This window comes from Nonomuraea sp. NPDC001831, from assembly GCF_042892035.1.
Lineage (GTDB): Bacteria > Actinomycetota > Actinomycetes > Streptosporangiales > Streptosporangiaceae > Nonomuraea.
This window is the reverse complement of record NZ_JBIATU010000006.1, coordinates 15184-32661: the sequence shown is the minus strand read 5'-3', so window position 1 is coordinate 32661 and position 17478 is coordinate 15184. Positions and strand designations below refer to the sequence as shown.

The 17478-nt window shown below is 74.7% G+C and carries 18 protein-coding genes; 2 read left to right on the top strand and 16 right to left on the bottom strand.

Annotated features, from left to right (window positions below):
* Positions 1-5: 5 nt before the first annotated feature.
* A complete protein-coding gene (locus tag ACFYYW_RS20705) occupies positions 6-1478 on the bottom strand; it encodes a pyridoxal phosphate-dependent decarboxylase family protein (protein WP_387650655.1) in 1473 nt (490 codons plus the stop codon).
* 88 nt (positions 1479-1566) lie between these two features.
* On the bottom strand, positions 1567-2136 hold the full coding sequence (locus tag ACFYYW_RS20700) for a TetR/AcrR family transcriptional regulator (RefSeq protein ID WP_387650653.1): 570 nt from the start codon (positions 2134-2136) through the stop codon (positions 1567-1569).
* Between the two features lie 69 nt (positions 2137-2205).
* On the opposite strand from ACFYYW_RS20700, the gene ACFYYW_RS20695 reads away from it, so the two are divergent.
* Positions 2206-2703, top strand: a complete 498-nt coding sequence (locus tag ACFYYW_RS20695; protein WP_352325578.1) for an FBP domain-containing protein — start codon at positions 2206-2208, stop codon at positions 2701-2703.
* A gap of 8 nt (positions 2704-2711) precedes the next feature.
* On the opposite strand, the gene ACFYYW_RS20690 is transcribed toward ACFYYW_RS20695, so the two are convergent.
* On the bottom strand, positions 2712-3659 hold the full coding sequence (locus tag ACFYYW_RS20690; protein WP_387650651.1) for a GNAT family N-acetyltransferase: 948 nt from the start codon (positions 3657-3659) through the stop codon (positions 2712-2714).
* A gap of 44 nt (positions 3660-3703) precedes the next feature.
* Between ACFYYW_RS20690 and ACFYYW_RS20685 the strand changes: the two genes are divergently transcribed.
* Positions 3704-4291: a TetR/AcrR family transcriptional regulator gene (locus ACFYYW_RS20685; protein ID WP_387650649.1), complete on the top strand. Its 588-nt coding sequence runs from the start codon at positions 3704-3706 to the stop codon at positions 4289-4291.
* On the opposite strand, the gene ACFYYW_RS20680 is transcribed toward ACFYYW_RS20685, so the two are convergent.
* The 13 genes from ACFYYW_RS20680 to ACFYYW_RS20620 form a co-directional block, all read right to left on the bottom strand.
* On the bottom strand, positions 4288-4926 hold the full coding sequence (locus ACFYYW_RS20680; protein WP_387650647.1) for an NAD(P)-dependent oxidoreductase: 639 nt from the start codon (positions 4924-4926) through the stop codon (positions 4288-4290). The genes ACFYYW_RS20685 and ACFYYW_RS20680 overlap by 4 nt on opposite strands.
* Positions 4927-5080: 154 nt before the next feature.
* Positions 5081-5479, bottom strand: a complete 399-nt coding sequence (locus ACFYYW_RS20675) for a VOC family protein (RefSeq protein ID WP_387650645.1) — start codon at positions 5477-5479, stop codon at positions 5081-5083.
* A complete protein-coding gene (locus ACFYYW_RS20670) occupies positions 5476-6093 on the bottom strand; it encodes an SRPBCC family protein (RefSeq protein WP_387650643.1) in 618 nt (205 codons plus the stop codon). The genes ACFYYW_RS20675 and ACFYYW_RS20670 overlap by 4 nt, the downstream gene beginning before the upstream one ends.
* Positions 6080-6418 carry a metalloregulator ArsR/SmtB family transcription factor gene (locus tag ACFYYW_RS20665; protein WP_352330870.1) on the bottom strand — a complete coding sequence of 113 codons (339 nt, stop codon included), beginning with the start codon at positions 6416-6418 and terminating at the stop codon, positions 6080-6082. The genes ACFYYW_RS20670 and ACFYYW_RS20665 overlap by 14 nt, the downstream gene beginning before the upstream one ends.
* A gap of 32 nt (positions 6419-6450) precedes the next feature.
* Positions 6451-8490 carry a prolyl oligopeptidase family serine peptidase gene (locus ACFYYW_RS20660; protein WP_387650641.1) on the bottom strand — a complete coding sequence of 680 codons (2040 nt, stop codon included), beginning with the start codon at positions 8488-8490 and terminating at the stop codon, positions 6451-6453.
* 86 nt (positions 8491-8576) lie between these two features.
* Complete coding sequence (locus ACFYYW_RS20655) at positions 8577-10835, bottom strand: exo-alpha-sialidase (protein ID WP_387650639.1); 2259 nt, start codon at positions 10833-10835, stop codon at positions 8577-8579.
* 133 nt (positions 10836-10968) lie between these two features.
* On the bottom strand, positions 10969-11574 hold the full coding sequence (locus tag ACFYYW_RS20650) for an energy-coupling factor transporter transmembrane component T family protein (protein WP_387650637.1): 606 nt from the start codon (positions 11572-11574) through the stop codon (positions 10969-10971).
* Positions 11571-12245 (bottom strand): energy-coupling factor ABC transporter ATP-binding protein, encoded by a 675-nt coding sequence (locus ACFYYW_RS20645; RefSeq protein WP_387650635.1) that lies wholly within the window; start codon positions 12243-12245, stop codon positions 11571-11573. The genes ACFYYW_RS20650 and ACFYYW_RS20645 overlap by 4 nt, the downstream gene beginning before the upstream one ends.
* A complete protein-coding gene (locus tag ACFYYW_RS20640; protein WP_387650633.1) occupies positions 12242-13366 on the bottom strand; it encodes a thiolase family protein in 1125 nt (374 codons plus the stop codon). The genes ACFYYW_RS20645 and ACFYYW_RS20640 overlap by 4 nt, the downstream gene beginning before the upstream one ends.
* Position 13367: 1 nt before the next feature.
* On the bottom strand, positions 13368-14708 hold the full coding sequence (locus ACFYYW_RS20635) for a class I adenylate-forming enzyme family protein (RefSeq protein ID WP_387650632.1): 1341 nt from the start codon (positions 14706-14708) through the stop codon (positions 13368-13370).
* Complete coding sequence (locus ACFYYW_RS20630; RefSeq protein ID WP_352330044.1) at positions 14708-15301, bottom strand: biotin transporter BioY; 594 nt, start codon at positions 15299-15301, stop codon at positions 14708-14710. Before ACFYYW_RS20630 ends, ACFYYW_RS20635 begins: the two co-directional genes overlap by 1 nt.
* A gap of 61 nt (positions 15302-15362) precedes the next feature.
* Positions 15363-16001 (bottom strand): DNA/RNA non-specific endonuclease, encoded by a 639-nt coding sequence (locus ACFYYW_RS20625; RefSeq protein WP_387650630.1) that lies wholly within the window; start codon positions 15999-16001, stop codon positions 15363-15365.
* 175 nt (positions 16002-16176) lie between these two features.
* Complete coding sequence (locus ACFYYW_RS20620) at positions 16177-17475, bottom strand: alpha-amylase family protein (RefSeq protein ID WP_387650629.1); 1299 nt, start codon at positions 17473-17475, stop codon at positions 16177-16179.
* Between the last annotated feature and the right edge of the window lie 3 nt (positions 17476-17478).

Here is a 17478-nt window from a genome sequence, read left to right as displayed (position 1 = left end):
AGAGGTCACAGGGCCGACTCCTCCGCCTCGCCCGCCGCGGCGACCACGGCCAGCAGACGGTCCAGGTCGCCCGGCGTGGCGTGCGGGTTGAGCAGGGTGAGCTTGAGCCGGACCCGCCCCGGACCGGTCCCCGGCAGCTCGGTCCGGCCCACCACCGCCCTGCCCTCCCGCAGCAGCCTGCGCCGCAGCCCCGCGTTCACCTCGTCCGAGCGCGCCGGATCGGCCGGCACGTACCGGAACAGGAACGCCGTCAGCACCGGATCGGCGTGCAGCTCCATCCGCCGATGGGCGCGCACCGCCGCCGCGCCGTGCCGGGCCAGGTCGTGGCAGGCCTCCACCAGGCGGCCCAGCCCCGACCGGCCCAGCGTGCGCAGCGTCACCAGGATCTTGAACGCGTCGGCCCGGCGCGTGGTGCGCAGCGACAACCCCAGCAGGCTCGGGTACCCGGCCTCCTCGTCGTCGGCCGGGTTGAGGTAGGCCGCCCGCCGGGCCAGCGAGGCGTACGTCTCGGCCCGGCGCACCAGGAACACCCCTGCCGCGGCCGGCTGCCAGCCGAGCTTGTGCCAGTCCAGCGACACCGAGTCGGCCAGCGCGAGACCGTCCAGGAGCGGGGCCAGCCGGTCCGACAGCAGCGCGCCACCGCCGTAGGCGGCATCGACGTGCAGCCAGGCGCCGTGCTCGGCGGCCAGCGACGCGCACGCCCGCAACGGGTCGATCGCCCCGGTGTCCGTGGTGCCCGCCGTGGCCACCACCGCCACCGGCAGCTCACCGCGCCCGGCGCTCGCCCGCAGCGCCCCGGCCAGCGCTGCGGCGTCCATCCGCAGCTCCCGGTCGACCGGGACGGCGACGACCGCGTCCTCACCCAGCCCGAGCAGCGCCGCCGCCCGCCGGGTGGAGAAGTGCGCGGCCTCGGAGGCGAAGATCCGCAGCCGCGGGCCCCCGCCCGGCAGTCCCGACAGCTCGGCCCGGACGCCCGCCGACCGGCCCACCGCCAGGTCCCTGGCCAGCATCAGGCCCATCAGGTTGGACTCGGTGCCGCCCGAGGTCAGCACGCCGGCCGCGGCCGCCCCGAACCCTGCCAGCCGGGCCAGCTCCGCCAGCAGCGACGTCTCCAGCGCGGTCGCGGCCGGCGCCTGGTCCCAGGAGTCCAGCGACGGGTTGAGCGCCGAGACCGCCAGATCGGCCGCCACCGCCACCGCCAGCGGCGGGCAGTGCAGGTGCGCCGCGCAGAACGGATCGGCCGGATCAGCGCTCCCGTAGGCCAGCAGCTCGCTCAGCGCCCCCAGCCGCTCGCCCTCCGCCGCGAACGCCCGCGCCACCTCGGCGGCCAGCTCCTGGGGCGTGCGGGCGGGCAGTGGACCGCCACGCCGCCGCGCGCCCTCGGCCAGGGCGGCCAGCACCTCACGCAGCAGCGGCTCCAGCGCGGCCGCCCCGCCCACGCCGCCGGACAGGGCCTGGCCCTTCGTCGCATCGCTCATCCGGCCACTGTGCGGCACCGGCGGCGCCGCGGCCAGCAGGCACCGCGACGCAACGCCTCTGAACGCCCCTGAAGGCAGGCCCCCGCGCTCAGGCCGGCGGCCAGTTCCTGAGCACCGCGTCCAGGGCGTCCAGGGCCCTGGACCAGGAGGCGTCCACCTCGCGGGGATGGCGGCGGAACCCGCCGGCCATCTCCAGGGTCACGTAACCGTGCAGGGTGCTGCTCAGCATGCGCAGGGCGTCGGTCTGGTCGGGCTCGGACAGGTCGTAGCCGCGCAGGACGGCCCGCGTCAACTCCGCGTGCCGGCGGCCCGCGCTGACGTCCAGCGCGTCGGAGTCCAGCTCCAGCTGGGTGGCGGCGTACCGGCCCGGATGTTCCTTGGCGTAGCCGCGGTAGGCCGCGGCGAAGGGCACCAGCGCCTCCTTGCCCGACCGGCCGGCCAGCGCGGCGGCGGCCCGGTCCGCCATCTCGCCCAGGGCCAGCTCGGCCACCCTGACCCGCAGCTCCTGGAGGTCCTTGACGTGCGCGTACAGGGCCGCGGGCTTGACGCCGAAGCCGCGGGCGAGCGCGGAGACGGTCACGTTCTGGAAGCCGACCTCGTCGGCCAGGTCGGCGGCCGCCCTGGTCAGGCGGTCGACGGTCACTCCCGCTCGGGCCACGGCAGCACCCTTTCTTATAGCCTTTAAGTATTTGCATACTACCGTTAAGAAAAGCTAGCCTCCACACTCATGAGACCCCTGACCGAACACGACATCCGCACGTCGTTCATCAACTGCTCCAAAGGCGAGGCCAAACGCGCCGGCCTGCCCAAGGACCTGGCCGACCTGCCCTGGGACGACCTCGACTTCCTCGGCTGGCGCGATCCCGGCGCCCCCGAGCGCGCCTACCTGGTGGCCGAGGCCGACGGCTGCCTGGTCGGCGTCGCCCTGCGGGTCACCTCCGGCGGCTCGCGCTCCTTCACCTCGCGCAGCATGTGCTCCTTCTGCCTGACCACGCACACCAGCGGCGGCGTCGCCCTGATGACCGCCCGCCGCACCGGCGAGGCCGGCCGCCAGGGCAACACCGTCGGGCAGTACCTGTGCGCCGACCTGGCCTGCCCCCTCTACCTGCGGGGAAAGAAGGAGGCGGCGGGCGCCGGCGTGGTGGAGGAGTCGCTGACGCCGGCGGAGAAGGCCGCCCGCACGCACGCCAACGTGCGGGCCTTCCTGGACAAGGTGACCGCCTGATCCCGCTGCTACTCGTCGTCCCAGGCCATCGAGCTCATCCGCCACCCGGCGGGCGTCCGGACGAACTGGGTGGTCTTGCGGCCCGCCCCCGTGAACGCCACGCCGTCCCGGACGCCGGACTTGCGGTAGTCGCTGAACCGCTGGGCGACCGAGCCGAAGATCTCGGTGCGCTCGGCGACCTCCCACTCGCGGAACTCCGTCAGCGTCCCGTCGGTCAGCATCCGCTGCCGGGGCTCGACGAAACCGTCCAGGTCGTGCACCACGGGCTCCGGCCCGGTGTTGTTGACGATCACCGCCTGCGGCACGAACAGCTCCCGGACGGCGCCGACGTCCGGGCGACGCCCGCCGGTGTTGGTGAAGGCGTCCAGGAAGGCCGCCATCAGCCGGTCGAGCTCGGCCTTGACGCCGCCGGCGGGCGCCTCGTCGGCCAGCAGCGACCAGACCTCGCTGTCATGCCGTTCGCCCCGGTGGGGGAAACGCTCGCGCAGCACGCCGTCGCGGGTCATGCCGAGCCGGCGCGCGACCTCGATGCTGCGCGTGTTGCCCGGCGAGACCCACCACTCCACGCGCGCCATGCCGCGCTCGGCGAACGCCCAGTCGATCAGCAGCCGGCAGGCGCGGGTCACCAGCCCCCGGCCCTGACCGGCCGGCTCCAGCCAGCAGCCAATCTCGCACACCCCCGAGACCGCCTCGAACCGGGTGAACATCACGCCGCCGACCAGCGTGCCGGCCAGCCAGATCCCGTAGATGCGGGCGCCGTCGGCCGCCTGGTCGTCGGCGTAGCGCTGCAGGACGGCCGTGGCCGAGGCCAGGTCGATGCTGCGCGCGGCCCACGGGATCCACGGGTCGACCAAGGGGCGGGCGCGGTCGATGTGATCCAGGAACTCCTGGGCCCGCCAGGGCTCCAGCGGGCGCAGCTCGGCCTCGTCGCCGAGCGGAAGAGCGAACACGGACACCGTCCCAAGGTACGTAACGAGCGTTCGGTATGTAAGGTAGCAGCATGCCGCCCGCAGCAGGAGACCGTGAAGCCCGCCGCGACGACGTCTCGCAGGCGGTCTGGCAGGTGCTGGCCGACAAGGGGTTCGGCGGGCTGACGCTGCGCGCCGTCGCCGCCGCCATGGGCGTGTCGACCGGCCTGCTCATGCACTACTTCCCCACCAAGCGGGCCCTGGTCGGGCACGCGCTCGACCTGCTGGAGAAGCGCACGGCCGCCCGTCCCCGCCGCGAGCCCCCGGCCGCCGGCCTGGCCGCGCTCAGGGCCGCGCTGCTCGACATCCTGCCGCTGGGCCCCGCCGACGTCGCCCGCAACCGCATCTGGGTCAGCTCCTGGGACCTGGCCCTGGCCGACGACGACCTCGGCGCCGGCCAGGCCGCCCGCTACACCCGCCTGCGCTCGGCGCTGCGCGCGCACCTGGAGACCGCCCGCGACCTCGGCGAACTGCCCCCGGCGGCCGACCCGGAACGGCTCGCGGCCGGCGCGGTGGCCTTCACGCACGGGCTCGTCGTCCAGGCGTTGTTCGACCCCGCCCGCTTCCCCGAGGACGTCCAGATCGCCCTGCTCGACGACTTCCTCTCCTCGATCGTCTAGGTGGCCACCGAGACGACGTGCCCCGCCGACGCCGGGTCGCCGGCCAGCTTCAGCATGCACTCGGCCAGGTCGGCGCGGGTGGTGGAACGGCCGCCGCGCAGGTTGAGGTCCAGGGCCGTGCGGTAGCGGCCGGTGGGGCCGCCGTCGAGCAGCCGGGAGGGGCGCACGATCGTCCAGTCCAGGCCCGAGGCGCGCAGCAGGCGCTCGGACTCGGCCAGGTCTGTGTAGGAGTTCTTCAGCAGCGGCCGCAGGAGGAGGGGCTTGAGCACGTACCGGGTGAACAGGCCGTCGCCGGCGTCGGCGACCATGCCCGCGGCGCTCACCAGCAGCACCCGCCGCGCCGGGCCCCGCGCCATCGCCTGGAGGATCGAGCGCATGGCGGTCGTGTGCACGGTGGTCGGGCCGCGCCCGCGCGGGCCGAGCGCGATCAGGACGGCGTCCCCGCCCTTGATCGCCGAAGCGACGGCCCCGGGGTCGGCCAGGTCGGCGGTCACGGTCTCGACGCGGTCGCGCAGCCCGTCTGGCAGCCGGGCGGCGTCGCGGACCACGGCGGTGACCTCGTGCCCCAGGTCGAGCGCCTGCCGGACGAGCTCCAGCCCCGTGCGGCCGGTCGCGCCGAAGATGACGAGCCTCATGTCGTGCCCTTCGCGAGAGGGTGGGTGAACACTTACTCACCCTACTCGCCGCAGCCCTCGGACGGCGTCGGCCGGCACGTGCGCCGCCGCCATCGCGATCCTCGGCGCCACGGAGGCCAGAGCCTGGTCCGACCTCCGCCGCCCGGAGCGGCCCTCAGGCCAGGTTGAGCTGCCAGGAGACGCCGAACCGGTCGTTGACCCAGCCGAACCTGGTGCTGAAGCCGTACGAGCCGATCGGCATCAGCGGCCGGCCGCCCTCCGCCAGCGCCGCGTAGAGCCGGTCGATCTCCTCCTCGCTCTCGCACGCGACCCAGATCGACATCGAGGGGGTGAAGCCGAACGCGTGCCGCTCACTGCTGTCGATGCACATGTACTCCTGGCCGGCCAGGGTGAACGTGGCGTGCATGACGGTGCCCTCGGGCCCCGGCCCCTCCGGGCCGTAGTGGGAGACGGCCACCACCTTGGAGTCCTCGAACAGCGAGACGTAGAAGTTCATCGCCTCCTCGGCGTCGCGGTTCTGGAACATCAGGAACGTGGTGGTTTTCTGGCTCATGACTGGTCCTCCGTCGGTAGGTAGAAGGCCGTGGTGGCCGCGACCGCGGCGGCGGCGGCCTCGTGTGGCGCCCCGGCCGCCGCGAAGGCCGCGCCCCACGCCCGGCTGCTGGCCGTGATGTAACGGCGGCCGTCGTCGGTCAGCTCGAAGCCGGCCTTGTCGGGCAGCGGCAGCCCGGAAAGATGCAGCCGCAGGCCCAGGAGCCCGAGGTCCCAGCCCACGCCGACCGCCCCGGGCCCGAACCGGCCCCACATCTCCGGCGGCACCTCGGCGGTGTGGCGCAGCTCGAACCGGGTGCCCCCGCCCTCGGCCGACAGGCGCACCTCGACCTCGGAGAAACCGGGGTCGGGCCCGAACAGCCAGCTCACCCTGAGGTAGGAGGGCGGCTCGCAGGCCAGGATCTCCCCGCCCGCGTTGCCCTCCAGCTGGTACGTGCCCCCCAGCCGCAGGTCGCCGGAGACCGGCATGAACCAGCGGGCTATGCGGTCAGCGTCGGTGCAGGCGTCCCAGACGTCCGCCACCTCCGCGTCGTAGTGGCGGGTCAGGGTCACGGTCTTGCGCTCGCCGTCGGTCAGCTCGCGCCTGATCCGGGATATCTCGTCAAGGCTGTCCATCGTGCTTCTTTCTTCTGCCCCGCGCCAGCTCGGTGGCCAGCGCGTCGAGGCGCTGGTCCCAGAAGCCGCGGAAACGGTCGAGCCAGAGGTCGACCTCCCGCAGCGGCGCGGGCTCCACGGCGTAGAGCCGTCGCGTGCCCTCGGCCCGCACGCTGGCGAACCCGTTGTCGCGCAGCACCTTCAGGTGCTGGGAGACCGCCGGCTGGGAGACGCCGAACTCTCGCTGGATGACTGCGGTGACCTCGCCGGAGCTCTGCTCGCCGCCGGCCAGCAGCTCCAGGATCCGGCGGCGGACCGGATCCCCGAGGACGTCGAACGCGTGCACGACCTCAGTGTTTCAGGATCAGCTTATATAAGTCAAACCTGAGATAGGTGGTGGCGGATGAAGTCCAGCTCCAGCAGCAGCAGGTTCTCGGCCACGTCCTCCTGGGGGGCCATGTGCGTCACGCCGCTCAGCGGCAGCACCGTGTGCGGACGGCCCGCGGCCAGCAGCGCCGCCGACAGGCGCAGCGTGTGGGCGGCGAAGACGTTGTCGTCGGCCAGGCCGTGCACCAGCATCAGCGGACGGCTCAGACCGGGCGCGTCGGCCAGCAGCGAGCAGCGGTCGTAGGCCTCGGGATGCTCGTCGGGATGACCCAGGTAGCGCTCCTGCCAATGGGTGTCGTACAGGCGCGGATCGGTCACCGGGGCGCCCGCCACGGCCACGTGGAAGACGCCGGGATGACGCAGCACCGCCGCCGCCGACAGGTAACCGCCGTAGGACCAGCCGCGGATCGCCACCCGGCCCAGGTCCAGGTCGGGATGGCGGGCGGCGGCGGCCTGCAGCGCGTCGGCCTGGTCCTCCAGCGCGGCGCTCAGCTTGTCGAACCGGACCGCCCGCTCCCAGGCCGGCCCCCGGCCCGGCGTGCCCCGGCCGTCGGTCACCAGCACGGCGAAGCCCTGCTCGGCGAACCACTGCTCGATCGCGAAGCCGTCCAGGCCGCGCAGCACCCGCGCCCCCATCGGCCCCCCATAAGGCGACAACAACACCGGCAACCGCCCCGACCCCGGCACGTGCCCCGAGGGGAACAGGATCGCCGTGCGCAGGTCGCGCTTGCCCAGCGACACCAGCTCCACCCGCGGCCGCAGCACCGGGACCGCGCCGTGGGAGGCGATCGTCCGGCCGCCCACGCTCACCCGCACCCCGTGCTCCTCCAGGGAGCGGCGCACCACGACCGTCGCCCCGCCCGCCCGCGTGCCGGTGTGCACGCCGGGCTCGGCGGTCACCCTGACCAGGCCCTCGGCCCTGGACCAGGTCCACAGGTGCCGTTCGGTGGGCTCCTCGCAGCAGTGGAGGAGCACGGTGTCGCCGTCGACGGCCAGCACCGCCAGCACCTGCAGGCCGGGCGGGGTCACCACGTCCCGGCCCACCATCAGGCGGCGGGTGTCGTCGCGGTCGACCGTCCAGACCAGCTCGCCCGCGGCCGTGCGCGACGGCACGCCGGGCACCAGCTCCAGCCAGGCGTCGTCGGTGTCCTCGCGCACCGGCGTGGTCGCCCCGGTGGCCGGATCGACCTCCAGCACGCGGGTCGTGCGCTGGTCGCGGCTCTGCACCAGCACCAGCAGGCCCTGGACGGTCCACGACACCGCCGCCACGTACTCGAAGGCCGCCCGGTCCCACACCACCCGGGTGCGCCGGCCCTCCAGCGTGACCAGCCACAACGACACGTCGGCGTTGGCCGTGCCGGCCGGCGGGTAGGCCATGGTCCGCGGCGGCCGGCCCGGCTCGGCCGGCTCGGCCAGGCACCACTTCTGCACCGCGGCGTTGTCCACCCGGGCGGCCAGCAGCCGGGTGCCGTCGGGCGCCCACCAGTAGCCGCGGTGACGGCCCATCGACTCGCCCGCCACGTGCTCGGGCAGCCCCCACGTCACGTCGGTGCCGTCGGGGACCAGCAGCGGCCGCTCCCCGACGTGCAGCGCCCCGCCGGAGACGAACGCGACGTGCTCGCCGGTGGGGTCCAGCCGCGGGTCGGAGCCGGTCAGGCCGAGCGCGGCCACCTCGCCGGTCAGCAGGTCGACGGTGTGCAGCGCGCCGTCCGCCGCGTAGACGGCCTTGGTCACGGCCGCGTCGGTGGCGTAGTCCACGATGCCGCGGGCGTGCTCACGGGTGCGCTCCCGGCGGGCGCGCTCGGCCTCCGACAGCCGCGCGCCGGGCACGGGCGCGCCCGGCTCGGCCAGCAGGCGCTCCTCCCCCGTCGCCACGGTGAACGACCACAGCCGGTGCACCGGGTCCTCGCCCGACGACGACCGCAGGAAGATCACCCGCGCGCCGTCCGGGGAGATCGTGAAGTTCCGCGGGACGCCGTAGGTGAAGCGAGCCGTGCGGGCGTGCTGGCGGGGAAGCGTCAGGGGAGGCATGGCGCGATCATAGGCACGGCCCGTCGAGGCGGCGCAAGGCAGGCCACGGTGGCGGCGCGGGCACGCTCCCGCGCCGCCGCGCGAGGTCAGCGGTCCTCGAACCGCACGTCGTCGAACAGCGCCTCGTCGCCGGTCGGAGCGGTGCCCGCGCTGCTGAAGGCGTAGCCGTCCATCGAGGTCACGGCGGCCGTGCGGGGCAGCGTGGCGAGCTGCCGGTCACCGGCGTACAGGGTGGCGGAGGAGGTGGTGGCCTCCAGCCGGATCCTGGTCCAGCCCTCGCCGACCGTCCCGGCGGGGGCCAGGGTCGTCCACTTCTTGGCGGCGGCGTCGTAGCGGCTGACCGCGCCGGCCCTGCTGATGCTCAGGTGGTAGGCCGACGTCGTCCCGCTGGTCACGGTGAACAGGAAGGAGTTGGTCACGCTGACCGGCTTGTAGCGGAACTCCAGGGTCTTGCGCGCGCTCGCGGTCGTGGTGCGGGCCGCCTTGGCCATCAGGGTGGTGGACTTGTCGGACAACGTCAGCGCCCGGTCGGCGCCCACCTCGTACGGCGACACCCACGCCGCCGACAGGCTCTGGTAGCCGCGCGGGCGCAGCCAGATCGGGTCGTTGTCGAAGGTGTCGGTCGTGGAGTAGAGCTCGACCTCGTTGAGCATCGCGCAGCTCGGGCCGATCTCGGCGTCGCAGCCCGGCGTGGCCTCGACGACGATCTTGACGTGCCGGCCGGTGGCGTTCACCGGCTGGTGGCGCAGCGCGTAGTCGGTGCGGCCGGTGACCGTGGCCACCGGGCGGCCCCAGTCCGCGCCGTCCTTGGAGACGTAGACGTCGGCCGAGGCCGGGTGCCCCGGGCGCAGGCTGAGGCCGATCCGGTTGAAGGTCTGCTCGCGGTCCAGGTGCAGGACGTACTCGCCGGGGCCCTGGGAGACGGCGCTGGACCAGTACGCGGTGCTGCCGTCGAAGGCGCCGTCGGGGCGCACCCGGGGCCGCCGGGCGTCGGCCCAGGTCATGTTGGTCTCGACGGTCAGCTCGCCGGCGCGCTGCTTGGCGGCCAGGTCGATCCGGCCCGCGCCGGGGGCCAGGACGTCCAGGTGGCGGCGCTTGACGGCGTACCAGCCGCCGTTCTCGAACCTGCCGCTCGCCGGGCAGGCGGTCTCGTTCAGCGTGCCGTCGGCCTTGACGCCGGGCAGCTTGCAGTTGTCGAACAGCTGGACCAGCCGGTTGGCGCCGACGGCGGCCAGCGCCGTGTACCCGGACGAGCCGTGCGTGTCGTAGACGCCGTCGCGGTTGTGGTAGGTCACGCGCTGCTGCGTCCAGGAGTCGCCGCGGCCGTCGGGGGAGATCGCCAGCCAGTCGTCCGGACGGCCCGCGCTGAGCACCAGCACGCCGTTGGGCATGAGCAGCAGGCGCGGGGCCACGCCGCGCACCGTGCAGCTCTGGCCGGACAGCTGCAGGTCGCGCACCGCCGACCAGGTGCGGCCCTCGTCGGTGGAACGGCTCCAGGCCAGCGTGGAGTAGGTGCCGCCGTCCTTGCGCAGGACCGCCAGCAGGCTGCCGTCGGCGGTCTGCTCGACGGCCGTCTCGTTGTACGTCGCCTCGCCGGCCGGGCGGGCGATGACGCCGCGGCGGGCGAAGGTCCGGCCGCCGTCGGCGCTGGCGTACAGCTCGGCCTGGTTCTTGCCGCCGGTGGCGGTGTAGCGGGCGTAGACGGTCACCAGGACGGTCCCGTCGGCCAGCTGGATCGGCACGCCGTGCGCCACGCCGCCGCCGACCAGCTCGTCGGGGCTGGTGAAGGTGGCCTTGGCGGTGTCCCAGGTCTGGCCGAGGTCGGTGGAGGTGTGCACGTCCAGCTCGTTGGTGTGGGCGTCGACCTTTGACAGGTAGTAGGCGGTGCCGAACAGGCGGCCGTCGTGCAACTGCACCGGCGCCTCGCGCAGCGGCGTGCTGCGCGCCGGGCCGAAGGTCAGGCCGCCGTCGTCGGAGACGGCCATGCCGCTGGTCTGGGCCATGACCGCGTCCACGTTGGTGGACCAGGTGGCGATCAGCTTCTGGCCGGGCGTGCCGTCGGGCCTGACCACGTCGATCGCGGTGAGGTTGGGGAAGCCGGCGTAGTCGCGGCGCTGGGCCGCCGTCGGCTCCTTGGCCGCCGGGCGCGGGCTGGGGTAGACCCAGTCCACGAAGGCGTCGCTGCCCAATCCGGCCAGGTAGCCCTCGCGCGGCCCCGACTCCTGGGCGGTGAGGGCGGGCGTGTCGGGAATCGAGCAGTACGCGGCCGCGTGCGCCGTCCCCTGCAGGACGACGGGAAGGGGGGCCAGCAGGCAGGCGGCGAGCAGCGCTCTGGTGGGCAGCACGGGGGAAGGACTCCTTGCGCAACGAACGATCGACGTCCGTTTTGTCGTTTATTTACGCAAGAAGGCTATATTTGACCAAAAGTGGAGGTGTAAGTTGTAACTTCCTTATGTCCGCTTTGTGATGAAGTGGGGGTCAGTCGTCGAGCCCGCGGGCCGACAACGCCTCGCCCAGCGCGTCCGCGTGCCGCAGGGCGCCCACCACCAGCGGCACCGCGAAGGCCCGCACGCTGCGCTCGACCCCCCGCGCCCGCTGCGCCTCCCTGATCCGCACCGCCAGCGACGCCACCACCGGCACGCTGCGCACGGTGAGCGAGAGCAGCAACGACAGCCGGAACGGGTCCAGCCCCACCAACCTGACCGGCGACAGCACGCGCTCCAGCGCCGCCAGCATGTCGGCCGTCCGCGTGGTGAGCGTCACCAGCCCCGCCAGCGCCACGGCCAGCACCACCCGCAACGTCGAGGACACCGCCGCGTCCAGATCCGCGAACACCAGTTGCAGCACGAACAGCATGACCGCGAACCAGCGCACCGGCCGCACCTGCGCCCACGCCGCCCGTCCCCCCACCCGCGCCGACGCGTACGACGCCGCCACCACGAGCGCCGCCCCCGCCAGCGCCAACGGCGGCCGCAACAACACCAGCGCCGTGCACGACACCGCCAGCCCCGCCAGCTTGACCCCCGGCGGCAGCCGGTGCAGCCACGAGCCGCCCGGCACGTACGCGCCGGTGAGCCCGTTCACGCCATCAGCCTGGTGTAGTGGCCGATCGCCTCGGCCGGCGGGCCGTCGGCGACCACCCGGCCCTCGTCCAGCACCAGCACCCGGTCGAACCCGGCCAGCAGCGGCAGGTCGTGCGTCACCGCCACCACCTGCTGCGGCATCTCCCGCAACAACGCGGCCACCTGCCGCGAATGGCGCAGGTCGAGCAGCGTCGTGGGCTCGTCCATGACCAGGATGTCGGGTTCGAGCACCATGACCGCGCACAGGGCCAGCAACTGCTTCTGGCCGCCGGACAGGTGGTGGGCGGGATGGTCGGCGTGCCCGTCCAGGCCGTGCCGGGCCAGCACCTCGTGCACCCGGCGCTCGACCTCCTCGCGCGGCAGGCCCTTGCGACGCAAGGAGAAGGCGACGTCCTCGGCCACGGTCGGCATGACGATCTGCGCGTCGGGGTCGGTGAACAGGAACCCCACCCGCCGCCTGATCCGCGCCGCCTGACGGCGGGTGTCCAGGCCGAGCACGGTGACCTCGCCCGAGGTGGGCACCGCCAAGCCGTTGATCAGCCGGGCCAGCGTGCTCTTGCCCGAGCCGTTCGCGCCGACCACGCCCACCCGGCGCTCGGTCAGGCTCACGGTGACGCCGCGCAGCACGTCGCGGGCGCCCAGCCGGACGTGCACGTCGGCGAACTCGATCACGCGACCACCTCGAACAGCGCGGCCACGCCCAGCCCGCCGCCCACCGCCGCGGCCGCCAGCCCCAGTGTGCCCGCGGGCGCCCCGGCCCGCACCAGCCTGGAGAAGAGCCTGGTCACCACCACCGCGCCGGTCGCGCCCCACGGATGGCCGAGCGCCAGCGCGCCGCCGCCGGCGCACACCCGCTCGCGGTCGGCCTCCAGCGGGTCGAGGCCGAGCGCGTCGGTGACGGCCAGCACCTGCGCCGCGAACGCCTCCACGATCTCCACCGCAGCCACCCGTCCCATGTCCACCCCCGCACGTGCCAGCACCCGGCGGACCGCGGGCACCGGCCCCCACCCGGGCAGCGCCGGATCACAGCCGACGACGGACCCGGCCAACAGCCGCAACCCCGGCAGGCCGGCCCGCTCGGGCGCCAGCGCCACGGCGGCCGCGCCGTCGCTGACCGGGGAGGAATTACCGGCGGTCACTGTACCGCCCGGCACGAACGCCGCGGGCAACCGGGCCAGCGACGCCGCCCGCAACGCCCTGGGACGCTGGTCCTCCGCCCGGCCGCCGACCGGCACGATCTCCTGGTCGAAGGCGCCCGCCGCGCGGGCGGCCAGCGCCTTGGCGTGGCTGAGGCGGGCGTAGTCGTCCTGGCGGTCGCGGCTGATGCCGTACGCGCCGGCCAGGGCTTCGGCGGCCGGGCCCATGTCGGGGTCGGGATGGCCCTCGGGGGCGAAGGGCGCCCGGTCGTAGGGACGGTCCGCGCCCCGCGGCGTGCGCAGCGGCGCGGTCGAGGCGCTCTCGGCTCCCCCGGCGATCACCAGGTCCATCTCCCCCGCGGCCACCGCCTGCCCGGCCACCAGGATCGCGGCCAGCCCGCTGCCGCACTGCCGGTCGACGGTCAGGCCGGGCACGCCGTGCCCGAGCCCGGCGGCCAGCGCCGAGACCCGGGCCACGTTCCCGCCGGGGCCCATGCAGTTGCCGAGCACCACGTCCTCCACCGACCGGCCGGCCTCGGCGGCCACCGCCTCGATCACGGGAGCGGCCAGCCGGTCGACGGTCACGTCCTTGAAGGCGTGCCCGGCCGTGCCGATCGGCGTACGGCGGGCCGCCACGACGACGGGTCGTCCGCCCACGTCAGACCAGCCGCCGCAGCTCGGGGTCGCCGCCAGCCAGCCGGTCGGCCACCAGCCCGCGCGCCGGCTTGCCCGACCCGGTACGCGGCAGGACGGGGACGGCGTACCAGCGCCGGGGCCGCTGCGCCACGTCCAGCCCGCTGCGCGCGACGGCCTCCAGCAGCGCGCGCGGCGGCGGCGAGACGCCCTCGACCACCGCGGTCACCACCGAGCCGAGCGACGGGTGCGGCGACCCGATCACCACGATGTCCCCCACCCCCGGCACGTTCCGCAACACCGCCTCGACGTCCTCGGGCACCACGGTCGCGCCGCCGGTCTGGATCGCGCCGTCGCCGCGCCCGCGCACCCGCAGCACCTGCCCGGCCCGGTACGGCTCGGCCAGGTCGCCGACCGTCATCCAGCCCGCGCCGTCGCGGCGCAGCGGACCCCGCGCGCCGCCCAGATAGCCTTCGGCCAGCCACGGCGAGCGCGCCCACACCTCGCCCAGCGCGCGCCCCGGCTCGGCCCTGACCTCGATCTCGACCTCGGGAAAGGCCCGCAACCCGCCCCCGTCGGCGTCGAAGGCCACGAACGACAGCTCGGTCGCGCCGTAGTAGGACATCACCCGCACCCCCGCCCGCCCGGCCAGCTCCCGGGCCTGCCCGATCAGCGCCGCGCCGCCGACGACGGCCGTCCGCAGGCGGGGAGCCTGCTCCAGCACCTCGGGCAGCCGGTGGGGCACCAGGTGGATCGCCGTCGCCGCGCGCAGCGACGCCGCCGTGGGCCGCCCGCCCGGCACCACGGCCGTCGCGCCCACGGCCAGCGTGTGCACGGCGGCGAAGGCGTACAGGGAGGAGACCAGCGGGCCGGGCACCAGGACGACGTCGGCCGGCCCGATGCCGGTCAGCTCGGTCAGGTGCGGGAAGGACCGCGTCCAGGACGCGCGGGTGCGCGCGACCGCGCGCGGCCGGCCCGTGCTGCCGGAGGTGAAGCACGCCCACGCCCGGTCGCCGGGACGCGCCTCGGGCACGAGCGGCGCGCCCGGCGCGGACGGCAGCGGCTCCTCGACCCGCAGGTCCGCGCCGGCCGACCCGGCCACGCGCGCCCACCGCTGCGCGCTCCAGGCCGGATCGCCGACCAGCGGCGTCACCCCCGCCAGATCGGCCGCCAGCACCGCGATCAGCAGCTCGACCGGGTCATGCAGGGCGATGGCGGCCAGCGCGCCGCGCCCGCGAAGATGCCGCGCCCCGCCCTGGACGCGCCCGGCCAGCTCACCGTAGGTCAGCGAGCCGCCCGGACCGCGCAGCGCGACCCGGGAAGGGCCGTCGGCGGCGTGCCGCAGGACGTGCTCGGCGACCGGCATCAGCGCACCCGTTCGCGGTGGACGGCCGGAACGGCGTCGGGATAGGCGCGCTGCGTGCCCCTGGCCACCAGGGCGGCCACCACCGCCTTGAGCGCGTCGCCCGGCAGGAATACCGCGCTGAGCGCCAGCGCCTTGGTCAGCGGCAGCCCGGTGACCAGCGCCTGCACCGGAACGCCGACCAGGTAGACCACCCCGATCCCGCCCACCGCGCACGCCACCAGCAGCCGCAGCACGCTCGGCGTCCGGCCCGCCCGCTCCACCAGCAGCCCGGTGACCGCGGCCCCCGGAACCCAGCCGAGCAGGAACCCGGCGGAGGCCGCGGTGAACACGCCGAGCCCGCCGCGCCCGCCCGCCAGCAGCGGCAGCCCGGCCGCGACCAGCACCAGCAGCACGACCACCGCCAGCGCCCCCCGCCGGCTGCCGAGGATGGCCCCGGCCAGCATGACGCCGAGCGTCTGGAGAGTGATCGGCACCGCGTTGCCGAGGACATTGACCGCGCCCGGCGCGCCCAGCACCGCGATCAGCGCGGCGAACACCGCGATCCTGGCCAGGTCACCGGTGGGGAACCGCCGCCGTCTTCCTGCGTTCGTCATGAGGACGATCCCACACCAGAACGGGTCGATCCCGCATGCAGGGTTCCCACAACACCGGTGGCTACGCCTTGTCAGAGGCGCTCATGCAGTGCGCCGTCCGGAACGCGTTGGTGATCTTCGTGTGCCAGGAGTCCAGCTCGCGGGCCGACAGGGTGGCGTTCGGGAAGGTCACCGTGACCCGCCGGGACACCCCGGAGATCGTCGCCGCCATGGAGACGTGGATGCGGTCGGGGATCACCGTCGTGCCGTCGGGATAGTGCACCTCGACGCGGTAGTCGGCCACCGCGCCGCCCTTGGCCTCCAGGCAGGCGCGGGCGCCGTTCTCGACGCGCAGCATCAGGCCCTGGTTGATCTGCCGGCCGCGCATGGGGACCAGGTTGTAGCGCAGGCTGGCCCCGGAGAAGGAGGAGGCGATGAGATGGCCGCCCTGCCAGTCGCCGCTGCCGCCCCAGTTGCCGACGGTGGCCTCGCACCCGCTGCGCGCGGCCGCCTTCCTGGCCAGGTGCGGGGCCAGGGCCCGCGCGGGCCGTCCGGCGCCGTCGGTGGTGTAGGTGCGGGAGCCGTCCTTGTAGGTGTGGTTCCTGGCCAGGTGCCGGATGCAGGCGGCGGCGTCCGTGGTGGGGCCGGCCGCGTGCGCGGGGGCGGTGAGGGTGGCGGCCGCCAGCGCGGCGGCGCACAGGACAGGGGGGAGCCGGGTCATGGGCATGAGAAGGCATTCCTCTCGCGGGGGACGCACGACGGGCCCGCTTCGGCAGGCTGCCTCGCCCTGTCGGCGAGCGCGTCGGCTTTGTCGCGATAGTGATGCCCCGAGGAAGTTGTAGCGGAACGTTGCCACAACGCTACTGTTCGTAGTGATTACAGGTAGGTCGCCCTGTTCAGGGCTCGACGACGGCCCAGCCGTGCGGGGGCAGGGTCAGCGACGAGCCGTCCAGGACGCCGTCGCCGGCGGCCAGGCTCCCGGAGAAGGGCAGGCTGACCTGCGACGGCTCGTCGGAGGTGCTCAGCGCGACGGCCAGCGCGTGGCCGCCGGAGCGGCTCTCGTAGGCGTAGAGCTGGTTGGACAGGACCAGGTCGGTGGTGTGCGCGCGGGCCAGCCACCGGTGCCGGCGGCGCAGCGCCACGAGCCGCCGGTGCAGGTCGAGCACCGGCAGACCGGCCGGCGGCATCTCCAGCGGGGAGGCGGGGAAGGCCGGGCGCACGGCGTCGTCGCCGCCCTCGCGCTCCTCCTTGACGCCGCGCAGGGCGTACTCGTCGCCGGCGTACAGCGAGGGCGTGCCGGCGACCGTCATCAGCACGGCCAGGGCGTGCGGCAGGTGGCGCTCGTCGGCCAGGCGGCTGGCCAGGCGGGTGACGTCGTGGTTGCCGACGAACGTCATCGGCACGAAGGACTCGACGAAGGCGGTGTGGCGCTTGAGCGCCCAGGCCAGCTCGAAGGCGTTGCGGTCGTTGAGCGAGCTCCAGATCGCCTTCCACAGCTCGTACTGGGTGACCGCGTCCACGCCGGTCTCGGCCACGAACGCGGCGTAGTCGCCGTGGATCACCTCCCCCACCACGTACGCCTCCGGCCGCCCGCGGCGCACCTCGGGCAGCACCCGCGCCCAGAACTGCGACGGCACGGCGTAGGCGGCGTCCAGCCGCCAGCCGTCGGCGCCGCGGTCGAGCCAGTGGGCCATCACCGCCGCGACGTGCTCGGCGACGGCCGGCTCGGCGTGGTCGAGCGCGACCAGCGACTGGTGCCCCTCGAAGTCGTCGTGCGCCGGAGCGCCGCCGCCGGCGGGCCAGCGCAGCCGGAACCAGCGCGCGGCCGCCGAGCCCGGCCCCTCGCGCAGGGCCTGCTGGAAGCGCGGGAAGCCCTGGCCCACGTGGTTGAAGACGCCGTCGAGGAGCACCCGCAGCCCGCGCTCGTGCGCGGCCGACACCAGCGCGTCGAAGTCGCCGTCGTCGCCCAGCCGCGGATCGATGCGGAAGTGGTCGAGGGTGTCGTAGCCGTGGGTCTCGGCAGCGAAGATCGGGCCGAGCTGCAGCCCGTCGGCGCCCAGCGCGGCGGCGTGGTCGAGCCACGGCGTCAGGCCCGCGAGCCGGTGGGTGACCCGCGGCACGGCGGCCCGCTCGGCGCCCAGGAAGCCCAGCGGGTAGACGTGCCAGAAGATCGCCTGCTCTGCCCAGGACGGCACGTC

What these genes read in the sequence shown, in the direction of transcription:
- ACFYYW_RS20705 (WP_387650655.1), bottom strand. Translation starts at nt 1,478, where the DNA reads ATGAGCGATGCGACGAAGGGCCAGGCCCTGTCCGGCGGCGTGGGCGGG.
- ACFYYW_RS20695 (WP_352325578.1), top strand. Translation starts at nt 2,206, where the DNA reads ATGAGACCCCTGACCGAACACGACATCCGCACGTCGTTCATCAACTGC.
- ACFYYW_RS20685 (WP_387650649.1), top strand. Translation starts at nt 3,704, where the DNA reads ATGCCGCCCGCAGCAGGAGACCGTGAAGCCCGCCGCGACGACGTCTCG.
- ACFYYW_RS20680 (WP_387650647.1), bottom strand. Translation starts at nt 4,926, where the DNA reads ATGAGGCTCGTCATCTTCGGCGCGACCGGCCGCACGGGGCTGGAGCTC.
- ACFYYW_RS20675 (WP_387650645.1), bottom strand. Translation starts at nt 5,479, where the DNA reads ATGAGCCAGAAAACCACCACGTTCCTGATGTTCCAGAACCGCGACGCC.
- ACFYYW_RS20670 (WP_387650643.1), bottom strand. Translation starts at nt 6,093, where the DNA reads ATGGACAGCCTTGACGAGATATCCCGGATCAGGCGCGAGCTGACCGAC.
- ACFYYW_RS20660 (WP_387650641.1), bottom strand. Translation starts at nt 8,490, where the DNA reads ATGCCTCCCCTGACGCTTCCCCGCCAGCACGCCCGCACGGCTCGCTTC.
- ACFYYW_RS20635 (WP_387650632.1), bottom strand. Translation starts at nt 14,708, where the DNA reads ATGCCGGTCGCCGAGCACGTCCTGCGGCACGCCGCCGACGGCCCTTCC.
- ACFYYW_RS20630 (WP_352330044.1), bottom strand. Translation starts at nt 15,301, where the DNA reads ATGACGAACGCAGGAAGACGGCGGCGGTTCCCCACCGGTGACCTGGCC.
- ACFYYW_RS20625 (WP_387650630.1), bottom strand. Translation starts at nt 16,001, where the DNA reads ATGACCCGGCTCCCCCCTGTCCTGTGCGCCGCCGCGCTGGCGGCCGCC.